This is a genomic window from Pantoea sp. RIT413, assembly GCF_003057675.2.
GTDB classification, from domain to species: domain Bacteria; phylum Pseudomonadota; class Gammaproteobacteria; order Enterobacterales; family Enterobacteriaceae; genus Pantoea; species Pantoea eucrina.
This window is the reverse complement of record NZ_QBJB02000011.1, coordinates 80114-101235: the sequence shown is the minus strand read 5'-3', so window position 1 is coordinate 101235 and position 21122 is coordinate 80114. Positions and strand designations below refer to the sequence as shown.

General features: G+C 57.1%; 17 protein-coding genes. 11 read left to right on the top strand and 6 right to left on the bottom strand.

Going from position 1 to position 21122, the window contains the following annotated elements; translation table 11 throughout:
* Positions 1-12 precede the first annotated feature (12 nt).
* Positions 13-789, bottom strand: a complete 777-nt coding sequence (gene argB / locus DBY66_RS13955; protein ID WP_039381166.1) for an acetylglutamate kinase — start codon at positions 787-789, stop codon at positions 13-15.
* Positions 790-807: 18 nt separating this feature from the next.
* Positions 808-1812: an N-acetyl-gamma-glutamyl-phosphate reductase gene (gene argC, locus DBY66_RS13950; protein ID WP_039381168.1), complete on the bottom strand. Its 1005-nt coding sequence runs from the start codon at positions 1810-1812 to the stop codon at positions 808-810.
* A gap of 164 nt (positions 1813-1976) precedes the next feature.
* On the opposite strand from argC, the gene argE reads away from it, so the two are divergent.
* Both argE and ppc read left to right on the top strand, forming a co-directional pair.
* Positions 1977-3125 carry an acetylornithine deacetylase gene (gene argE / locus DBY66_RS13945; protein ID WP_039381171.1) on the top strand — a complete coding sequence of 383 codons (1149 nt, stop codon included), beginning with the start codon at positions 1977-1979 and terminating at the stop codon, positions 3123-3125.
* Between the two features lie 249 nt (positions 3126-3374).
* The gene (gene ppc / locus DBY66_RS13940; protein ID WP_094111625.1) at positions 3375-6026 is read left to right on the top strand and encodes a phosphoenolpyruvate carboxylase; all 2652 of its coding nucleotides are present in this window, start codon (positions 3375-3377) and stop codon (positions 6024-6026) included.
* Positions 6027-6083: 57 nt separating this feature from the next.
* Here ppc and DBY66_RS13935 read toward each other — a convergent pair whose 3' ends face one another.
* Both DBY66_RS13935 and metB read right to left on the bottom strand, forming a co-directional pair.
* Positions 6084-8516, bottom strand: a complete 2433-nt coding sequence (locus DBY66_RS13935; RefSeq protein ID WP_039381176.1) for a bifunctional aspartate kinase/homoserine dehydrogenase II — start codon at positions 8514-8516, stop codon at positions 6084-6086.
* A gap of 2 nt (positions 8517-8518) precedes the next feature.
* Entirely contained in the window at positions 8519-9679 is a 1161-nt protein-coding gene (gene metB / locus DBY66_RS13930) for a cystathionine gamma-synthase (RefSeq protein WP_039381178.1), read from the bottom strand.
* A gap of 275 nt (positions 9680-9954) precedes the next feature.
* On the opposite strand from metB, the gene metJ reads away from it, so the two are divergent.
* Positions 9955-10272: a met regulon transcriptional regulator MetJ gene (gene metJ / locus DBY66_RS13925; protein WP_065648453.1), complete on the top strand. Its 318-nt coding sequence runs from the start codon at positions 9955-9957 to the stop codon at positions 10270-10272.
* A gap of 73 nt (positions 10273-10345) precedes the next feature.
* Here metJ and rpmE read toward each other — a convergent pair whose 3' ends face one another.
* A complete protein-coding gene (gene rpmE, locus DBY66_RS13920) occupies positions 10346-10561 on the bottom strand; it encodes a 50S ribosomal protein L31 (protein ID WP_039381182.1) in 216 nt (71 codons plus the stop codon).
* Between the two features lie 221 nt (positions 10562-10782).
* Between rpmE and priA the strand changes: the two genes are divergently transcribed.
* The 6 genes from priA to rraA all read left to right on the top strand — a co-directional run bounded on the left by priA (position 10783) and on the right by rraA (position 18026).
* Positions 10783-12981, top strand: a complete 2199-nt coding sequence (gene priA, locus DBY66_RS13915; RefSeq protein ID WP_039381185.1) for a primosomal protein N' — start codon at positions 10783-10785, stop codon at positions 12979-12981.
* 164 nt (positions 12982-13145) lie between these two features.
* Positions 13146-14177 carry a DNA-binding transcriptional regulator CytR gene (cytR, locus tag DBY66_RS13910; RefSeq protein WP_108570137.1) on the top strand — a complete coding sequence of 344 codons (1032 nt, stop codon included), beginning with the start codon at positions 13146-13148 and terminating at the stop codon, positions 14175-14177.
* A gap of 210 nt (positions 14178-14387) precedes the next feature.
* Positions 14388-15332 carry a cell division protein FtsN gene (gene ftsN, locus DBY66_RS13905; protein WP_108570138.1) on the top strand — a complete coding sequence of 315 codons (945 nt, stop codon included), beginning with the start codon at positions 14388-14390 and terminating at the stop codon, positions 15330-15332.
* Positions 15333-15508: 176 nt separating this feature from the next.
* The gene (hslV, locus tag DBY66_RS13900) at positions 15509-16039 is read left to right on the top strand and encodes an ATP-dependent protease subunit HslV (protein WP_071668633.1); all 531 of its coding nucleotides are present in this window, start codon (positions 15509-15511) and stop codon (positions 16037-16039) included.
* An 11-nt stretch (positions 16040-16050) separates the two neighbouring features.
* Positions 16051-17385: an HslU--HslV peptidase ATPase subunit gene (hslU, locus tag DBY66_RS13895; protein ID WP_108570139.1), complete on the top strand. Its 1335-nt coding sequence runs from the start codon at positions 16051-16053 to the stop codon at positions 17383-17385.
* Positions 17386-17540: 155 nt separating this feature from the next.
* Entirely contained in the window at positions 17541-18026 is a 486-nt protein-coding gene (gene rraA / locus DBY66_RS13890) for a ribonuclease E activity regulator RraA (RefSeq protein WP_039381195.1), read from the top strand.
* Between the two features lie 51 nt (positions 18027-18077).
* Here the strand turns inward: rraA and zapB are convergent, their stop codons facing one another.
* Complete coding sequence (gene zapB / locus DBY66_RS13885; protein WP_039381198.1) at positions 18078-18317, bottom strand: cell division protein ZapB; 240 nt, start codon at positions 18315-18317, stop codon at positions 18078-18080.
* Between the two features lie 407 nt (positions 18318-18724).
* Between zapB and DBY66_RS13880 the strand changes: the two genes are divergently transcribed.
* Positions 18725-19573 carry an MIP/aquaporin family protein gene (locus DBY66_RS13880; protein ID WP_039381201.1) on the top strand — a complete coding sequence of 283 codons (849 nt, stop codon included), beginning with the start codon at positions 18725-18727 and terminating at the stop codon, positions 19571-19573.
* 29 nt (positions 19574-19602) lie between these two features.
* Complete coding sequence (glpK, locus tag DBY66_RS13875; protein WP_039381204.1) at positions 19603-21114, top strand: glycerol kinase GlpK; 1512 nt, start codon at positions 19603-19605, stop codon at positions 21112-21114.
* Positions 21115-21122 lie beyond the last annotated feature (8 nt).

The window sequence follows — 21122 nt, the reverse complement described above, 5'->3', positions numbered from 1 at the left end:
CTTAATCCTTGATTATGCGAGAATCCGGGTGCCAATCGACACGCCGTTGAAAAGGTCGGGCAGCTGCTCAGCATGGCGCCAGCTGGCGATATCGACCGGACGGCCCAGCGTGCGTGCCGCATCCAGCGCAGCATTGACTTTAACAATCATACCGTCGGTAATAATGCCCTGCGCAATCAGCTGTTCCGCTTTCGCTGCGGTCATTTCAGCGATGCGCTGGCCTTTGCCGTCGAGAATGCCGCTGACGTCAGAGAGCAGCACCAGATCGGCTCCGATAGTGGCTGCCAGCGCCGTCGCTGCCTGATCGGCATTCACATTCATCAGCGCTCCGCCGGCAGTGATGCCAATTGAGCTGATAACCGGCATATAGCCTGCATTCAGCAGCGTATTCAGCAGCGCAGGGTTGCCCGGCGTGGCCTGCCCGACATGCCCCAGCTCTTCATCAAACTGCGCGACGCTGACCAGTCCGGCATCGCCCAGACACAGCCCGACAGCATTAATGCCGTAACGGGTTGCCCACGCCAGCAGCGTTTTATTCGCAGTGCCCGCCAGCGCGCCGGTAATAATGTCGATTTGATCGGCGGGTGTAACGCGCAGGCCATCTTTCTTTTTCACCGGCAGCGCGAGCTTTTTCATCAGTTCGTCGACCAGACAGCCGCCGCCGTGCACAATCACCAGCGGACGCTGATGTTCATTGCGGTACGCCAGCAGCGCATCAAACAGCCGGGCCAGTGCTTCTTCGCTATCCAGCAGTACGCCGCCCAGTTTAATGATCAGTGGATTGCTCATGGTTACGTTATCCGTCCGTTAAATCAGAGAGAGCGTTTCAGGGAAACCGAAACGAATATTCAGACACTGAATCGCCTGTGATGACGCGCCTTTCAGCAGGTTATCTTCTGCCGCGACTACAATCAGATGCTCATCCTGTACGGCAAAACCGATATCGCAGAACGGCAGGCCCACTACCGCTTTCAGCGCCGGTACGCCGTTGTCATAGAGGCGCACCAGCGGCTTGTCGTGATAGGCCGCATAAAACGCATCGGTCACATCCTGCTGCGTAATGCCCGCTTTCAGACGGCAGGTGATGGTTGCGAGAATACCGCGGGGAAAATTACCCAGATGCGGGGTAAAAATAACCGGCGCGCCAAGATGGGCAACTATTTCCGGATGATGACGGTGGTTAAACAGGCCGTAGGGCTGCAGGCTCACTTCGCAAAAGCTGGTCGCGACGCTGGCTTTACGCCCGGCTCCGCTGACGCCGCTGGTGGCATTGATTACCGGCCACTGCGCGTCATTCAGCAGATCCGCTTTGAGCAGCGGCTTCAGCGCCAGCTGCGCTGCGGTGGGATAGCACCCAGGCACGGCCACCAGCTGGGCCTCTTTAATACGTTCGTGATTCCATTCGGCCAGACCATATACCGCGTTATCCAGCCACGCCTGATGCTGATGACTGAAGCCATAATAGCGGGTGTAGAACGCCTCATCGTTGACCCGGAAGGCGCCTGAGAGATCGAAGACCACGCAGCCTGCTTTCAGAAATTCAGGTGCCAGATCGTGGCTGACTTCATGCGCCGTCGCGAGGAACACCACATCTACTTTCTCTGCCCACGCCGCCGGATCGCTCAGCGGCTGCAGCGGCAGATCCACGATACCTTTCAGCTGCGGATGGAGATCGGAGAGCAATTTTCCGGCATCCGGGCTTTGCGCTGAAACCGCTAAAGCGGTTATGTTCATATGCGGATGGCGATTCAGGTAAGTGGCAAGCTCTACGCCAGCATAACCACTGGCACCAACGATCAGCGTATTCAACATCAGGCTGTATACCTTTTTACAGTCAACGTATCGGGTCGCGGCCGTGCCCCGTTGCCCACGATGCCGTTTGCACTTTTTCAGTTCACATGCAGACGACGTTAATGTATTTTTATTCACTATTAGTGCATGAATATTGATACATCCTAACCTAAGGACCGTCAACAGTGAAGTCAAAAATTCCACCTTTTATCGAACTCTACCGCCAGTTGATCGCCTCACCGTCAATCAGCGCAACCGACAGCGCGCTTGACCAGAGCAACGAAAGTTTAATCAATTTGCTGGCGGGCTGGTTCCGCGATCTGGGCTTCAGCGTTGAAGTTCAGCCGGTGCCGGGCACGCGACATAAGTTCAACCTGCTGGCGCGCAGCGGTGAAGGCGCAGGCGGACTGCTGCTGGCGGGTCATACTGACACCGTACCCTTTGATGACGGACGCTGGACACGCGATCCGTTTGTCCTGACTGAACATGACAATAAACTTTACGGGCTGGGCACGGCAGATATGAAAGGCTTCTTCGCCTTTATTCTCGATGCGCTGCGCGATGTTGACGTCACTACGCTTAAAAAACCGCTCTATGTGCTGGCGACCGCTGACGAAGAGACCACGATGGCAGGTGCCAAATATTTCTCTGAGTCAGCCCGGCTGCGCCCCGACTGCGCCATTATCGGTGAGCCTACCTCGCTCAAACCGGTGCGCGCCCACAAAGGCCACCTTTCACACGCTATCCGCATTGAGGGCCAGTCAGGCCACTCCAGCGATCCGGCGCGCGGCGTGAATGCGATTGAGCTGATGCACGCCTCTATTACAGAACTGATGAAGCTGCGCCATACCCTGAAAGAGCGCTATCACCATGATGGCTTTGCCATTCCTTATCCGACTATGAACTTTGGTCATATTCATGGTGGTGACGCGGCTAACCGCATCTGCGCCTGTTGCGAACTGCATATGGATATCCGGCCGCTGCCGGGCCTGAGCCTGAACGATCTGGATGGCTTGCTGAATGAAGCGCTGGCACCGGTGAGCGCCCGCTGGCCTGGCCGCCTGACCGTAGGCGAACTGCATCCGCCTATTCCGGGTTATGAGTGTCCGGCCGATCATGAACTGGTTACGGTGGTGGAGAAGCTGCTGGGCGTGCCGACGGAAGTGGTCAACTACTGTACCGAAGCGCCGTTTATTCAGCAGATCTGCCCGACGCTGGTGCTGGGACCAGGTTCAATCGAGCAGGCGCATCAGCCGGATGAATTTATCGATACCGCATTTATTAAGCCAACTCACGCCCTGATCACGCAGGTTGTGCAGCATTTTTGTCACTGATAGATAATCTGCGGGGCATTTCACTGTTTAATCAGCAAAATGCCCCGTCATTATCCGGTGTTTGCTGATAAGAATAACTTATCTCTCTCTATCCCCGATAAAACTTATCACTTTCCGCACGTTAGCTGCCTGTTTTCGTCAGTTCAGGCTAATTGACGGAGTTCACAAATCGTGGCTAGATAAAAGATGATGTTATACCCGCTGGTTGGGTCCAGAGGGGTTAAAAGACGATAAGGGTGTCAGGGTCAAATGAACGAACAATATTCCGCAATGCGAAGTAATGTCAGTATGCTCGGCAAACTGCTCGGGGATACGATAAAGGATGCACTGGGAGAGAACATTCTCGATCGGGTGGAAACCATCCGCAAACTCTCTAAGTCATCCCGTGCAGGCAATGACTCTCATCGCCGGGAGCTGCTGTCAACGCTGCAGAACCTTTCTAACGATGAGCTGCTGCCGGTGGCCCGCGCCTTTAGTCAGTTTCTTAACCTTACTAACGTGGCTGAACAGTATCAGACCATTTCACGCAGCGGCGATGGCGCTAACCATCCGGAGCTGCTGAAAAAGACGTTTGAGCGCCTGAAGCAGCATAACGATCTCAGCGAAATGGCTATCCGTCAGGCGATTGAAGAGCTGTCGCTGGAGCTGGTCCTGACCGCACACCCGACTGAAATTACCCGCCGCACCCTGATCCACAAGCTCGGCGAAGTGAACAGCTGCCTGGAGCAGCTCGACCACGCTGATATTACCGACTATGAGCGCAATCAGGTGATGCGCCGTCTGCGCCAGCTGGTAGCCCAGGCGTGGCATACGGATGAGATCCGTAAATATCGCCCTACCCCGGTCGATGAAGCGAAATGGGGCTTCGCTGTCGTGGAAAATAGCCTGTGGGAGGGCGTTCCCGCGTTTCTGCGTGAACTGAATGAGCAGGTTGAAGAGACGTTTGGCATTCAGCTGCCGGTGGATTTTGTGCCGATTAAATTCACGTCGTGGATGGGCGGCGATCGTGACGGCAATCCGAACGTGACCGCACCTATTACCCGCCACGTTATGCAGCTGAGCCGCTGGAAAGCAGCCGACCTCTTCCTGCGCGATGTAGGGGTGCTGATCTCTGAGCTGTCGATGTCGGAGTGTAGCGACGAAGTGCGCGTAATGTGCGGCGATCCGGACGCGATTGAACCTTACCGCATGATCCTGAAACGCATGCGCAGCCAGCTGATGAACACGCAGGCATATCTGGAGCAGCGCCTGAAAGGCGAACGCCTGCCGCGCCCGACCGATCTGCTGGTCTCCAATGAGCAGCTCTGGCAGCCGCTGTTTGCTATTTATCAGTCGCTGCAGCAGTGTGGTATGAGCATTATCGCTAATGGCCAGCTGCTGGACACGCTGCGCCGGGTAAAATGCTTTGGCGTTCCGCTGGTGCGCATCGACATCCGCCAGGAGAGCACCCGTCATACCGAAGCGATTGCGGAAGTTACGCGCTATCTCGGCCTCGGCGACTACGAAAGCTGGTCAGAAGCGGACAAACAGGCGTTTCTGATCCGCGAACTCAATTCAAAACGTCCGCTGCTGCCGCGCCAGTGGGAGCCGGGCGACAACACGCGCGAAGTGCTGGAAACCTGTAAAGTCGCCGCCGAAGCGCCGCAGGGTTCCATCGCGGCCTACGTGATCTCTATGGCGAAAACGCCTTCTGACGTGCTGGCGGTTCATCTGCTGCTGAAAGAGGCGGGCATTCCGTACGCTATGCCGGTCGCGCCACTGTTTGAAACGCTGGATGACCTGAACAACGCCAATGATGTTATGACGCAGCTGCTGAATATCGACTGGTATCGCGGCTTTATCAACGGCAAACAGATGGTAATGATTGGCTATTCCGACTCGGCAAAAGATGCCGGCGTGATGGCGGCCAGCTGGGCACAGTATCAGGCGCAGGACGCGCTGATTAAAACCTGTGAAAAAGCGGGCATTACCCTGACGCTGTTCCACGGGCGAGGCGGCTCCATTGGCCGTGGCGGCGCGCCTGCGCACGCTGCACTGCTCTCTCAGCCGCCGGGCAGTCTTAAAGGTGGCCTGCGCGTGACAGAACAGGGCGAAATGATCCGCTTTAAATATGGCTTGCCGGAAGTCACCATCGCCAGCCTCTCGCTCTATACCGGGGCCATTCTGGAAGCGAACCTGATGCCGCCGCCGGAGCCTGAACAGGAGTGGCGGGAGATCATGAACGGTCTTTCTGCGCACTCCTGCGCCATGTATCGCGGCTACGTCCGTGAAAATGCTGACTTTGTTCCCTACTTCCGCTCTGCCACACCGGAGCAGGAGCTGGGCAAACTGCCGCTGGGCTCACGTCCGGCTAAACGTCGTCCGACCGGTGGCGTTGAATCCCTGCGCGCCATTCCGTGGATTTTTGCCTGGACGCAAAACCGTCTGATGCTGCCAGCCTGGCTCGGCGCCGGTGCGGCGCTGCAGAAAGCGATGGATGAAGGTCATCAGGATCAGCTGGAAACGATGTGCCGCGACTGGCCGTTCTTCTCAACCCGCCTCGGGATGCTGGAGATGGTCTTCTCCAAAGCTGACCTGTGGCTGGCCGAGTATTACGATCAGCGCCTGGTTGATAAAGCGCTCTGGCCGCTGGGTAAACAGCTGCGCGACCAGCTGGAAGCGGATATTAAAGCGGTGCTGACCATTGCAAATGATGCGCATCTGATGGCGGATCAGCCGTGGATTGCCGAATCCATTGCGCTGCGCAACGTGTATACCGATCCCCTGAACGTGCTGCAGGCAGAGCTGCTGCTGCGCGCCCGTGCGCAGGAAGTACGCGGTGACGAACCGGACGCGCGGGTTGAGCAGGCGCTGATGGTAACCATCGCCGGCGTGGCCGCCGGCATGCGCAACACCGGTTAGCCGATACAAAAAAAGGAGCCTCAGGCTCCTTTTTTATTCTCTCTGCAGCAGTCCGGATTAAAGCAGCTGGGCGAGACGGTTCAGATCCGACTGCAGCGCACCCGCGGTAACATCACGTCCGGCACCGGGTCCGCGGATCACCAGCGGATTATCGCGGTACCAGCGGCTCTCAATGGCAAAGACGTTATCGCACGGCAGCAGCGCTGCCAGCGGATGTTCAGGCCGCACCGCTTCCACGCCGACGCGGGCTTTACCGCTGGCATCAAAGCGCGCCACATAACGCAGCACCAGGCCCAGCTCCTGCGCCGCTTCGTAGCGCTGCAGCATCTGGTTATTCAGCTCGTCTGCGTTTTCAAAAAAGTGATCAACCGATTCCGCCTCACAGTCGACTGGTACCAGCGACTCTACCCGCACCTGATCCGGCTCGATATCGTAGCCCGCCTCACGCGCCAGGATCACCAGCTTGCGCTTCACATCCTGCCCGGAGAGATCGACGCGCGGATCGGGTTCAGTCAGCCCCTGCTGCCACGCCTGATCCACCAGCTCGCTGAAGGGAACGCTGCCGTCAAACTGCAAAAACAGCCACGACAGCGTGCCGGAGAAAATTCCGCTGATGGAGAGTATTGAGTCGCCACTTTCGCGCAGGTCGCGTACCGTGTGGTTAACCGGCAAACCGGCACCGACCGTCGCGTTATAAAGCCAGTGGCGCCCGGTTTTGGCGAAGGCATCGCGGATCTGACGCCAGCTCTGGCTGTCTGATGCGCCAGCCACTTTATTTGCGCTGATCACGTGAAAACCGTGACTGGCAAAATCGAGATACTGCTGCGCCAGCGGCGCGCTGGCGGTTACGTCAAGCACCACCAGGTCATCAAACGGATGCGCGCGCATCCACAGAAACAGCGACTCCTCATCCAGCGCCTGCGCTTCATCGTCGAAAAAAGCCAGCGTGCGGCTGGCATCCAGCCCTTCGTAACTCAGCAGGCTGCGACGACTGTCAGCCACGCCAGCCAGCACAAACTCAAAGCCGGTACGGGCGGAGAGCGTTTCCTGCTCGCGGGCGAACAGCTCCAGCCAGCGCGCGCCGATATTGCCCTTTCCGAACAGCATCAGGCCGATACGTTTTTCTGCGCGAAACAGCGACTGATGCAGTCCCTGAATCAGATGGCGGGTCGGTCCTGTGCGCAGCACCGCGACCAGGCTGATATGCTCTTCTGACTGCCAGACAAACTCAACCGGCTGATCTTTAATCTGCTGCCAGAAACGGTGGCTGTGCAGCGGATTGCGCGTTACGCCAGCTCCCACCAGCGCCACCAGCGCCATGCCATCGCGCAGCTGCAGATGGCCCGGCAGCGCCGCATCCTGCAGCAGCGTAAAGGCACTGTTAACCACTTCCGCGGTATAGCAGAGCTGCAGCAGGCGACGATCGGGATGCAGGCCGCTTGCCAGCGGACGCAGCTGGGCGCGCTTCAGCAGCTGATCGATCTCTTTTTGCTGCGTAGCAAAATCGTGACCTTCAGCAAGCTGGATCTCCACCAGACAGACATCGTCGTGACTGGTGACAATACGCGCGCCGGTGCCGGAGGCCAGCACGCGCTCAATACGGGTTGAACCCTGCTCAGGCTGATAGCTGCAGCGCAGCTGTAAATCGATATCGCTGCTGGAGACCGGCTGCAACGTACGGGTATGGAGTACCGGCGCCGCCAGTCGCGCCAGCTCGCTGGCTTCATCCAGCCGCAGCAGCGGCAGCAGGCAGGCATCGGAAACTTTGCGTGGATCGGCGCTATAGACGCCAGCCACATCGCTCCAGATGGTCACGCGCCCCGCACCCGCGAGCGCCCCGATCTGGGTAGCGGAATAGTCAGAACCGTTGCGCCCCAGCAGCACGGTTTCACCTGCCTCATTACGACTGATAAAACCGGTGACGACCAGACGCTTATGCGGATGCTGCGCCAGCAGCGCCTGCAGCAGCGGCCAGGATTTTCCCTCATCCACCTGCGGCTGAGCCGCGCGCTCCGCCCGCAGAAAATCACGTGCGTCCAGCCAGGCGGCGTCAACATCGCGCTGACTCAGTACCGCAGCCATCAGCCGCGCCGACCAGATTTCGCCATGCCCGACCACTTCTGCATATACCGCTTCAGTTATCGCGCCATCCAGTAGCGCCGCCAGGCGCTCCAGATCGCGGATAAAAAGGGTAGTCAGCCGGTCGGCCGCCTCCGCTGGCAGCAGCGCAGCAATCAGCTCGCTGTGGTAGCGGCGAAGCGTCTGCTGCACCTGGTGCGCCGAGAGGCGATCGCTCTGGCTCAGCTTCAGCCAGCCGATCAGCTGATTCGTGGTGCTGCCTGCAGCAGAGACCACCATGAGATCGCCTGGCTGACTGTAATCAGCCATAATGGCCGCTACGCGCTGGTAGCAGCTGGCATCCGCCAGGCTGCTGCCACCAAATTTATGCAGCTGCTTCGTCGGCGTTCCCGCGCCTGCTGTACTGGTCATGATTACTCCCCGGCTGCGATTCGGAAGGCGTTATCCAAATCGGCAATTAAATCTTCGTGATCTTCAATGCCGACGGAGACCCGCAGCAGTGTTTCAGAGATGCCGGCGGCTGCGCGTGCTTCCGCAGACATGCCGGCATGTGTCATGGTGGCCGTATGTGAAATCAGGCTCTCTACTCCGCCCAGCGACTCCGCCAGCGTAAACAGCTGCAGCGCTTTCAGAAAACGACGCAGCCGCGCTTCATCTGCATCCAGCTCAAAGCTTAACATGGCGCCAAAGCCGCGTTGCTGACGTCGCGCATATTCATGACCGGCATTTTCCGGCAGAGAAGGATGATACAGCTTCTTCACCAGCGGCTGCTGCTTCAGATAGTCCACTATCGCCAGCGCGTTGCGCTGGGCCGCTGCCATGCGGGGTGCCAGCGTCCGCAGACCGCGCAGCAGCAGATAGCTGTCAAACGCCGCGCCGGTCACGCCGATGTTATTGGCCCACCAGGCAAGCTCGGTGGCAACGGCCGGATCTTTTGCAATCACCGTCCCGGCCACCACGTCAGAGTGGCCGTTGAGATATTTTGTACAGGAGTGGATCACCAGGTCGGCCCCGAGGGCGAGCGGATTTTGCAGCGCCGGGCTCAGGAAGGTGTTATCCACCACGCTGACGGCACCCGCCGCGCGCGCCGCCTGACAGATTGCCGCAATATCCACTACGCGCAGCAGAGGATTGCTCGGGCTTTCCACCAGCACCAGTTTTGGCTTTTCGGCCAGCGCTGCGGCCAGCGCTGCGCTGTCACCCTGGTCGACAAACTTCACACGGTAAGCACCGCGCTTGCTGAGGCTGTCAAACAGGCGGTAGCTGCCGCCATAGCAGTCGTGGGGTGCGATCAGCAGATCGCCGGGCTTCAGGAATACAGTGGTCACCAGGTGAATCGCAGACATGCCGGTATTTGTCAGTACGGCACCCGCCCCGCCCTCCAGCTCGGCCAGCGCGCGCTGCACCACATCGCGCGTCGGATTGCCACGGCGCGAATAGTCGTGGGCGCGCGGCTCATTAAAGTCGAGAAAATTATAGGTGCTGGAGAGATGGATCGGCGGGACTACGCAGCCATACTGCTCGTCATCATTCAAACCGCTGCGTACTGCGATGGTTGCCTGTTTGCGCGTCATGGGCTCTGCTGTTCCTGAAGAGGGGTAAAGTGCCCACAGGATAACATTCCGCTAACAGACGTCAATACATCTGGACATCTAAATGTCTTTGCGTATAGATTGAGCGCAGAGCGAATAACCGCTAAAATTATAGGTTATTGCCTGCTGAGCAGCGCATGCGCTTCATTAACGCGGCGCTGAAGCACAAAATCCACGGCGCAGGCGGTCAGGCACGCAAAAATCGGGCATAATCCACGGATCATCCCCTATAACACTTTTATTAATTAAGGTAACTCATGGCTGAATGGAACGGCGAATATATCAGCCCGTACGCTGAGCACGGTAAAAAAAGCGAGCAGGTTAAAAAAATAACGGTTTCTATCCCGCTGAAAGTGCTTAAAATTTTAACCGATGAGCGTACACGTCGTCAGGTGAACAATCTGCGTCACGCCACGAACAGTGAGCTGCTGTGTGAAGCTTTTTTGCACGCGTTTACCGGTCAGCCTCTGCCCGACGACGTTGACCTGCGCAAAGAGCGCAGCGATGAGATCCCGGAAGAAGCGAAGCAGATTATGCGCGAGATGGGCATCGACCCGGATAGCTGGGAATATTAAATTCTGGTATAAAAAAACCCAGCCGAGGCTGGGTTTTCTTTTGCATCCGGGATAACCCGGCGGCAAACAAATCTTATTTTTTGCTGCCCGGAATGCTGAAACGCTTGTTGAAGCGATCAACGCGGCCGCCGGTGTCAACAACACGCTGCTTACCAGTGTAGAACGGGTGGCATTTGCCGCACACGTCCAGGTTCAGGTCGTGGTTCATGGTAGAACGGGTGTTGATCACGTTACCGCAAGAGCAAGTGATGGTCACTGCTTCGTACTTCGGGTGAATACCTTGTTTCATGGGAAAACCTCATAAAAGGCCGTGTCGCTCTCCATGCCAGGCGAACCTGCACAGCACCACACGCGGTTGAACATTATATGTATCTCTGACGAGCTATCTCACCAGAGGCGGCATAGTATACAGAATTTAACCGCCCGAGGCAAACATTGCTCAGCCATACACGCCTGCGGCCCCAGCGTGTACACTACCGTCCCTGATTACAGAACTGGATAGAGATCGCAATGTCCGTCGTAAAGGTTGCCCTGCCCGTCCCGCTACCGCGCCTGTTTGATTATCTGCTCCCTGCTGACGCTGCGCAGCCGGCAACCGGCAGTCGCGTCAGCGTGCCTTTTGGCAACCGTAAGCTGACTGGCATTGTGACCGGCGTGACCGAAAGCAGCGATCTGCCGCTGAAGCAGCTGAAACCGATAGAAGCCGTGCTGGATGACAGCAGTCTGTTTTCGCCCGCGCTGTGGCGCATCCTCAACTGGGCGGCCGGTTACTATCATTCACCCGTCGGGGAAGTGCTGAGTCATGCGTTACCGGTTCTGCTCCGCCAGGGGAAACCGGCACAGGAAGCGCCGCTGTGGCAGTGGGCGATCACGGAGGCCGGACGGGAAGTGGCGCCGGAAAGTCTGAAGCGTGCACCAAAGCAGCAGCAGGCGCTGGCCGCGCTGCGTCAGCAACCGCTCTATCGTCATCAGGTAAACGAACAGAGCTTTAACGACGCCGCTCTGCAGGCGCTCAGAGCCAAAGGGCTGTGCGAGCTGCGCGAGCATGCGCCATCTGCCGCGGACTGGCGGACGCATTTTGCCATTAAAGGCGAGCGTCTGCGGCTCAATACCGATCAGGCCATGGCCGTCGGGGCTATCCGGGCGGAAGACGATCGCTACGTTCCGTGGCTGCTGGCCGGGATCACCGGCTCCGGTAAAACCGAGGTCTATCTCACTATCCTGGAAAACATTCTGTCACGCGGCATGCAGGCACTGGTGCTGGTGCCGGAGATTGGCCTCACGCCGCAGACCATTGCGCGCTTCCGGGAACGTTTTGATGCCCCGATTGATGTGCTGCACTCTGCGCTGAATGACAGCGAAAGGCTGGCGGTCTGGCTGCGCGCCCGGCGCGGCGAAAGCGCGATTATTATTGGTACGCGCTCTGCGCTGTTCACCCCGCTGGCGCGGCCTGGCGTAATCATTATTGATGAAGAGCATGACAGCTCCTATAAACAGCAGGAGGGCTGGCGTTATCAGGCCCGCGATCTGGCGGTGTTTCGTGCACATGAAGAGAACATCCCGATTGTCATGGGTTCGGCCACGCCCGCGCTGGAGACGCTGCATAACGTGCGCGTCGGCAAATACCGGCAGCTTAATCTCACCCAGCGCGCCGGTAATGCAAAGCCCGCTTTGCAGCAGCTGATCGATCTGAAAGGACAGCCGCTTAAGGGTGGTCTGGCGCCGGCGCTGCTCAGTAAAATGCGCCAGCACCTGCAGGCGGATAATCAGGTGCTGCTGTTTCTGAACCGGCGCGGCTTTTCACCGGCGCTGATGTGCCACGACTGCGGCTGGCTGGCGGAATGCCAGCGCTGCGACAGCTACTACACGCTGCACCAGCATCACCGCCAGCTGCGCTGCCACCATTGCGACAGCCAGCGTCCGCTGCCGCTGCAGTGTCCCGGCTGCGGTTCTACCCATCTGATGCCGGTTGGCGTAGGCACAGAACAGCTGGAGCAGCAGCTGGGCACGCTGTTTCCGGACGTGCCGGTTTCGCGCATCGATCGTGATACTACCAGCCGTAAAGGTGCGCTGGAGCAGCATCTGGCGGATGTGCATCGCGGCGGCGCGCGTATTCTGGTGGGCACGCAGATGCTGGCAAAAGGCCATCATTTTCCTGATGTTACGCTGGTGTCGCTGCTGGACGTTGACGGCGCGCTCTTCTCGGCTGATTTTCGTGCCGCAGAACGTTTCGCGCAGCTCTATACCCAGGTTGCAGGTCGCGCCGGACGCGCCGGCAAACAGGGTGAAGTACTGCTGCAGACGCACCATCCGGAGCATCCGTTGCTGCAGACGCTGCTGCATCGCGGCTACTTCGCCTTTGCTGACCAGGCGCTGCTTGAACGCCAGTCGGTGCAGCTGCCGCCCTGGACCAGCCACGCGCTATTTCGTGCCGAAGATATGGATAATCAGCAGGCTGCCGCTTTTCTCGTCCAGCTGCGTAATCTGCTGGAGGCGAGCCCGCTGAAAGATGAAGCCACCTGGCTGATGGGCCCGGTGCCGGCGCTGGCGCCAAAACGCAGCGGTCGGTGGCGCTGGCAGCTGCTGCTGCAGCATCCGTCACGCAAACGCCTGCAGCAGTTATTAAGCAGTTCGCTGCCGCTGCTGAGCACATTGCCCGCTGCACGCAAAGTAAAATGGACGCTGGATATCGATCCCGGCGAGAGCTGATGGCATCCGCATCTGCGAGCCAGATCGAAAAAAGTCGAACAAGTCACAGTTTTTATGCAAATTAAGTAACAGCCCTGCCCGCCAATGCGTTATCAATAGGATCACCCGGCCAGGACCGGCCCTTGCAGACAAACTGTACGCTGTATCACGCCAGGAGTAACACGTTGGACCCGAAGCAAACTTCATCTGCTGCCACGATGAAAGATGTGGCTGAGCACGCAGGCGTCTCTACGGCGACCGTTTCCCGGGCGCTGATGAATCCGGAGAAAGTGTCAGCCGCAACCCGGCAAAAAGTCGAGCAGGCGGTCATTGCGACAGGCTATGCATCGCATGGCCTGTCGCGCAATGCCAGACGCAATGAAACCCGGACTATCCTGGTGATTGTGCCCGATATCTGCGATCCCTTTTTTAGCGAAATTATCCGCGGCATTGAGGTCACCGCCGCGCAGCAGGGGTACCTGGTGCTGATTGGCGACTGCGCGCATCAGGATCATCAGGAAAAAACCTTTCTTGATCTGATGCTGACGCGACAGATTGACGGCATGGTGCTGCTGGGTTCACAGCTGCCGTTTGACGCCGATCCTGAAGCGCTGCGCAGCCTGCCGCCCATGGTTATGGGAAATGAATTCGCGCCGGAGATGGCGCTGCCCACCGTGCACATTGACAACCTGACCGCGGCGTTTGAAGCCGTTAACCATTTGCTGCAGCTCGGGCATCGTCGTATCGCCTGTATTACCGGGCCTGAAGCGGTTCCGCTCAGCCAGTATCGGCTGCAGGGTTATATTCAGGCGCTGCGCCGCAGCAGCATCCTCGTTGAACCGATGTTTATCGTACGCGGTGATTTCTCGTTTGAAGCCGGTGCCCGCGCCCTGAAACAGCTGATGAGTCTGCCGCAGCCCCCGGAAGCGCTATTCTGTCACAGCGATCTGATGGCGCTGGGTGCCATGAATCAGGCGCGCAAACTGGGGATGCGCATTCCGCAGGATCTCTCCATCGTTGGCTTTGATGATATTGAGCTGGCGCGCTATTACGAACCGCCCCTGACTACCGTGGCGCAGCCGCGCTTTGATATTGGCCGCGAAGCGATGCTGCTGCTGCTGGATGAGCTGCAGGGCAAGCGGGTAAATAATGGTTCGCGCCTGCTGGATGCAGAACTGCGCGTGCGCGGCAGTACAGCACCGGCTAAAAAGCGTTAGGTCACACGTGCCGCACTGCACATTTTCAGCAGATTCTGAAGGCAGACTCTGCTGGTCAAAGTTCGCACCCTTGAGTAACATGGCGCATTCATTGCCGGGCGGTTTACACCTCATTTATACCCGTCATTTTTCAAGCTGTAGCCAGGCTGGCTGCAACTCACACTGTTCAGGGTCTACGCCCGCAGGCATTTTGAAGGTATCAGGACGAAAGTGGCACAGAGAGATTATGTAGGCCGCGGGCGTTCAACAGGGACGCGTCGCAAAAAACCCGCCGGTCGCAGCAGCAGCAAAAAAAGCAAAGGCGGATCGGGTATATCGAAACTGATGGTAGTGCTCGCTGCCGCAGTACTGGTCACTTTTGCCGGTGGTTTATGGTTCATCGCGCACCATAAAAAAGAAGATACGCCGGTTATCCCGAATCATAAAGTTAGTGGTAATGGCCTGCCGCCCAAGCCGGAAGAGCGCTGGAAATACATCAAAGAGCTGGAAAACCGGCAAATTACGGTTCCCTCACCGACTGAGCCTTCAGCCGGCGGCGAAGTGCAGTCGCAGACGCAGCTGACCGATGAACAGCGCCAGCTGCTGGAGCAGATGCAGGCGGATATGCGCCAGCAGCCTACGCAGCTGAACGAAGTGCCGTGGAACGAGCAGACGCCGGCTCAGCGTCAGCAGACATTACAGCGTCAGCAGGTACAGCAGCAGCAACGTCAGCAGCAGATACAGGCACAGCAGCAGCAGTTGCTGCAGCAGCAGACTCAGCAACGACAACAGCAGCAACAGCAACGTCAGCAGCAGATACAGGCACAGCAGCAGCGTCAGCAGCAGTTGCAGGCTCAGCAGCGCCAGCAGCAGCAGCAGGCTGAACGACCGGCACCGGTACAGCAGGCAAAACCAGAAACCACCAAAGTGAAGCCGGAAGAGAAAGCCTCCACACAGCGCTGGATGGTGCAGTGTGGCTCCTTTAAAGGCAGCGATCAGGCGGAATCTGTGCGCGCCGGTCTCGCTTTTGAAGGTTTTGAAAGCCGTATCACGACCGGCGGCGGCTGGAATCGCGTGGTGATTGGTCCGTTTAAAGATCGGAGTAAAGCTGACAGTACCGTGAAGCGGCTGCACAGTTCCGGTCACGGCAGCTGTATTCCGCTCGCCCTGCCCTGATAGCCTGAGCCCTGCTCCCGGCCTCACTCTACCGCCGGGAGCAGGCGTAGCCGAATTAAGACAAACCCCATCGCCCTGAGGGGTTGAAACCTTCTTAACCCACCCCATATCTGTTTGCATGATACGCCGCGCCGGGTGCGCGGTGTCTTTTTTCAACTGCAACAAGGGGTCTGCCCGTGACAACAATAGTAAGTGTACGACGCAACGGCCGGGTCGTTATTGGTGGTGATGGCCAGGCAACGCTTGGCAACACCGTAATGAAAGGCAACGTCAAAAAAGTGCGTCGTCTTTACAACGATAAAGTGATTGCGGGCTTTGCGGGCGGCACTGCCGACGCCTTTACCCTGTTTGAACTGTTTGAGCGTAAGCTGGAAATGCATCAGGGTCATCTGGTTAAAGCCGCGGTTGAGCTGGCAAAAGACTGGCGGACCGATCGCATGCTGCGCCGTCTTGAAGCGCTGCTGGCGGTAGCGGATGAGAACTCTTCGCTGATCATCAGCGGTAACGGCGATGTTATTCAGCCGGAAAACGACCTGATAGCGATCGGCTCCGGCGGCCCCTACGCCCAGGCAGCGGCACGCGCGCTGCTGGAAAATACCGACATTGGTGCACACGATATTGTTGAGAAAGCGCTGAACATCGCCGGCGATATCTGTATCTACACCAACCATAATATTAACTACGAAGAATTACCGTCTAAGGCGTAAGGACCTGAATCATGTCTGAGATGACTCCACGCGAGATTGTCAGCGAGCTTAATCGCTTTATCATCGGCCAGGACGGCGCTAAAAAAGCGGTTGCCATTGCGCTGCGTAACCGCTGGCGCCGCATGCAGCTTGACGAAGAGCTGCGTCACGAAGTGACCCCGAAAAATATCCTGATGATTGGCCCGACCGGCGTCGGTAAAACCGAAATTGCCCGTCGTCTGGCGAAGCTGGCCAACGCCCCGTTCATTAAAGTTGAAGCGACAAAATTCACCGAAGTTGGCTATGTTGGTAAAGAGGTCGATTCGATTGTCCGCGATCTGACCGACTCCGCCATCAAAATGGTGCGCAGCCAGGCGATTGAAAAGAATAAATATCGTGCTGAAGAGATGGCCGAGGAGCGCATTCTCGACGTGCTGATCCCACCGGCTAAAAACAACTGGGGCCAGCCAGAGCAGAACGCCGAGCCATCAGCTGCGCGTCAGTCTTTCCGCAAAAAACTGCGCGAAGGCCAGCTGGATGATAAAGAGATTGAGATCGACCTTGCCGCCGCGCCTGCTGGCGTAGAGATCATGGCACCTCCGGGCATGGAAGAGATGACCAGCCAGCTGCAGTCCATGTTCCAGAACCTGGGCGGTCAGAAACAGAAGCCGCGCAAGCTCAAGATCAAAGATGCCATGAAGCTGCTGATTGAAGAAGAAGCGGCAAAACTGGTTAACCCGGAAGAGCTGAAGCAGGACGCTATCGACGCGGTAGAGCAGCACGGTATCGTGTTTATCGATGAGATCGACAAAATCTGTAAGCGCGGCGGCCAGTCTTCTGGTCCGGACGTTTCACGCGAAGGCGTGCAGCGCGATCTGCTGCCGCTGGTTGAGGGCTGTACCGTTTCGACCAAGCACGGCATGGTTAAAACCGACCATATCCTGTTTATCGCCTCCGGCGCATTCCAGGTAGCCAGCCCGTCCGATCTGATCCCGGAACTGCAGGGTCGTCTGCCGATTCGCGTTGAGCTGCAGGCGCTGACCGTGAACGACTTCGAGCGCATCCTTACTGAGCCTAACGCTTCCGTCACCGTGCAGTACAAAGCGCTGATGGGTACGGAAGGCGTTAATGTGGACTTCACCGAGGATGGTATCCGCCGGATTGCTGAAGCAGCCTGGCAGGTTAATGAGACCACTGAAAATATCGGTGCACGCCGCCTGCATACTGTACTGGAGCGTCTGATGGAAGATATCTCCTATGACGCCAGCGATCGCCACGGTGAGTCCATTACCATCGACGCTGAGTATGTCGGCAAGCATCTGGATGTACTGGTCGCAGACGAAGATCTCAGCCGCTTCATCCTGTAACACCCTTCTGATCGTTTCTGCTGCCCGGCCACTGCGCCGGGCATTTTTTTGCGCAGCATATTGATGCGGCGCTGCTTTTTGCCGGTGATGATTTTGCCAACACTCTTCAGATAGCGATATACTTATCTTTCCTGTGGCAAACAGACGGCATCCTTATGAAATACGATACATCTGAACTCTGTGACATCTACCATGAAGAAGTGAATGTGGTTGAACCACTTTTTTCCAACTTCGGTGGACGCACCTCATTCGGTGGGCAGATTACCACAGTCAAATGTTTTGAAGACAACGGCCTGCTTTACGACCTGCTGGAAGAGAACGGGCGTGGACGAGTGCTGCTGGTAGATGGCGGTGGCTCGGTACGTCGTGCGCTGGTGGATGCCCAGCTGGCGCGGCTTGCGGCGCAAAATGAGTGGGAAGGTCTGGTCGTTTACGGCTCGGTGCGGCAGGTTGATGAACTGGAAGAGCTGGAAATTGGCATCCAGGCGATTGCTGCTATCCCCGCTGGGGCGGCCGGTGAAGGCATTGGTGAGAGCGACGTACGCGTAAACTTTGGCGGCGTAACCTTTTTCTCCGGCGATCATCTCTATGCGGATAACACGGGCATCATTCTGTCAGAAGATGCGCTTGATATTGAGTAAACCGCAAACAAAAACGGGTGCCTGAGCACCCGCAGGTTTAAGCGCAGGTGCTTAAACCTCTTCCATTTTTCCCAGCAGTGCCCGCAGACGTTCCTGCCAGACATGCTGCTCTTCCTTCAGATGCTGATTTTCACGCGCCAGCGCGTCCTGATTGCCGGAAGCCTGGCTCACTTCGTTTTTCAGCGTATTGTTCTGCTCTTTCAGCTCTTCAATTTCCATTTGCAGCAGCGTGATGGTATCAATCGCCTGCTGTACTTTCGCTTCCAGTTTCTCAAATACTTCAAATGACATCGTTCTGACCTCTCCTAAAACTCGCAAGGCGTTGATGAAGCTGTAGCTGCCTCAATAAAGACGCATACAGCCATGTTGTCCCGATTGTATGTAGCCAAACCCGGCAAGTCCAGCGGCACGGGGCATTGGCGGCCAGTCTGTAACACTTTTCAGCTAATGCTTAAAAAATAAACCCGTTGCCAGTCATGATGCGCTAAGTGCGTTAAGAGACAGATTAATTGGCCTTAAAGAAAGGTAAAAGACGCGAAAACGCGCATTTTTATGACGCAGTACACAGAATTCAATTTCGCTATTTCTCGTTTATGTTCGTTAACGATAAATTCACATCAACCCTACATTAGCGCTGGGCGACTCAGGGATTGAGAACAAAAACTGATAACATTTAACCTCGCTTCAGGAATTCCATTATGAGTCAGACAACGAACACACTCAAAGGTCAATGTATCGCCGAGTTTCTCGGCACCGGTTTGATTATCTTTTTTGGCGCGGGCTGTGTGGCTGCGCTGAAGCTGGCCGGTGCGGCATTCGGTCAGTGGGAAATCTGCATCATCTGGGGTCTGGCTGTTTCGATGGCTGTCTATCTGAGTGCGGGCGTCTCCGGCGCGCATCTCAATCCGGCGGTCACCGTGGCGCTCTGCCTGTTTGCTAATTTTGAAGGGCGTAAAGTTTTACCTTACATTCTGGCGCAGGTTGCCGGCGCCTTCTGTGCCGCTGCACTGGTATACGGCCTTTATTACAATCTGTTTTTCGATTATGAAGCGAGCCATCAAATGGTGCGTGGCAGCGTGCAGAGCCTCGACCTGGCGGGTATCTTCTCTACTTATCCTAATCCGCACATCACGGTCGGTCAGGCGTTTCTGGTAGAGATGGTGATCACAGCCGTACTGATGGCGGTTATCATGGCGCTGACTGACGATGGCAACGGCGTACCGCGCGGCCCGCTGGCGCCGCTGCTGATTGGTCTGCTGGTTGCTATTATCGGTGGTTCAATGGGTCCCCTGACCGGCTTTGCGCTCAACCCGGCACGTGACTTTGGACCAAAACTGTTTGCCTTTATCGCTGGCTGGGGTGACGTAGCCTTCACCGGCGGTAAAGATATTCCTTACTTCCTGGTGCCTGTGTTTGGTCCACTGGTGGGTGCATGTCTGGGTGCCTTTAGCTATCGTGCGCTGATTGGTCGCCACCTGCCGGTAAATATCGCAGAAACCAGCAAAACAGAAAAACCTGTAGCGCGCGCTGAACAGCGTAAAGCGTAAGTTTCACTCTTAATCATCAGGACATTATTATGACTACGCCAGATAAAAAATATATCGTCGCGCTCGATCAGGGTACTACCAGCTCCCGTGCCGTCGTACTCGACCATGACGCCAACATCGTTGCTGTTTCACAGCGTGAGTTCACGCAGATCTACCCGAAAGCGGGCTGGGTTGAGCATGACCCGATGGATATCTGGGCTTCACAGAGCTCAACGCTGGTGGAAGTGCTGGCACACGCTGACATTAACTCCGATCAGATCGCCGCTATCGGTATCACTAACCAGCGTGAAACCGCCATCGTCTGGGATAAAGAGACCGGCAAACCTATCTACAATGCCATTGTCTGGCAGGATCCGCGCACCGCTGACTACTGTAATAAGCTGAAGAAAGAGGGACTGGAAGAGTATATCCAGCACACCACGGGTCTGGTGATTAACCCTTACTTTTCCGGCACCAAAGTGAAATGGATCCTCGATCACGTCGAAGGCGCACGCGAGCGTGCGAAACGCGGCGAGCTGCTGTTTGGTACCGTGGATACCTGGCTGGTCTGGAAGATGACGCAGGGCCGTGTGCATATCACTGACCATACCAACGCCTCGCGTACCATGATGTATAACATCCACAAGCTGGAGTGGGATGCACGCATGCTGGAGATCCTCGACATTCCGCGCGAAATGCTGCCGGAAGTTAAAGGCTCTTCTGAAATTTATGGTCAGACCAACATTGGCGGTAAAGGCGGCACGCGTATTCCGATCGCCGGGATTGCGGGTGATCAGCAGGCGGCCCTGTATGGCCAGCTCTGCGTACAGCCTGGCATGGCGAAAAATACCTACGGTACCGGCTGCTTTATGCTGATGAATACCGGTACTGAAGCGGTAACCTCTACCCACGGCCTGCTGACCACTATCGCCTGCGGCCCGCGTGGCGAAGTGAACTATGCGCTGGAAGGTGCCGTATTTATCGGCGGCGCCTCGATTCAGTGGCTGCGCGACGAAATGAAGCTGATCAACGACTCCACCGATTCAGAATATTTTGCGCTGAAAGTTAAAGATACGAACGGCGTCTATATGGTGCCGGCATTTACCGGCCTGGGCGCGCCTTACTGGGACCCCTATGCCCGTGGTGCTATCTTCGGCCTGACGCGCGGTGCCAATGCCAACCACATTATCCGCGCGACGCTGGAGTCGATCGCCTATCAGACGCGCGATGTACTGGAAGCGATGCAGAACGACGCCGGCACCCGCCTGCAGTCGCTGCGCGTTGATGGCGGCGCAGTCGCGAACAACTTCCTGATGCAGTTCCAGTCTGACATTCTCGGCACCCGCGTTGAACGTCCGGAAGTGCGTGAGGTCACGGCGCTGGGCGCAGCCTATCTGGCAGGCCTGGCCGTCGGCTTCTGGAACGATCTGGACGAGGTGCGTGCTAAAGCCGTCGTGGAACGCGAATTCCGCCCTGGCATCGAAACCACTGAACGCAACCTGCGCTACGCGGGCTGGCAGAAAGCGGTTGCCCGTGCCAAAGCCTGGGAAGATGAAGCGTAAGTAACCCC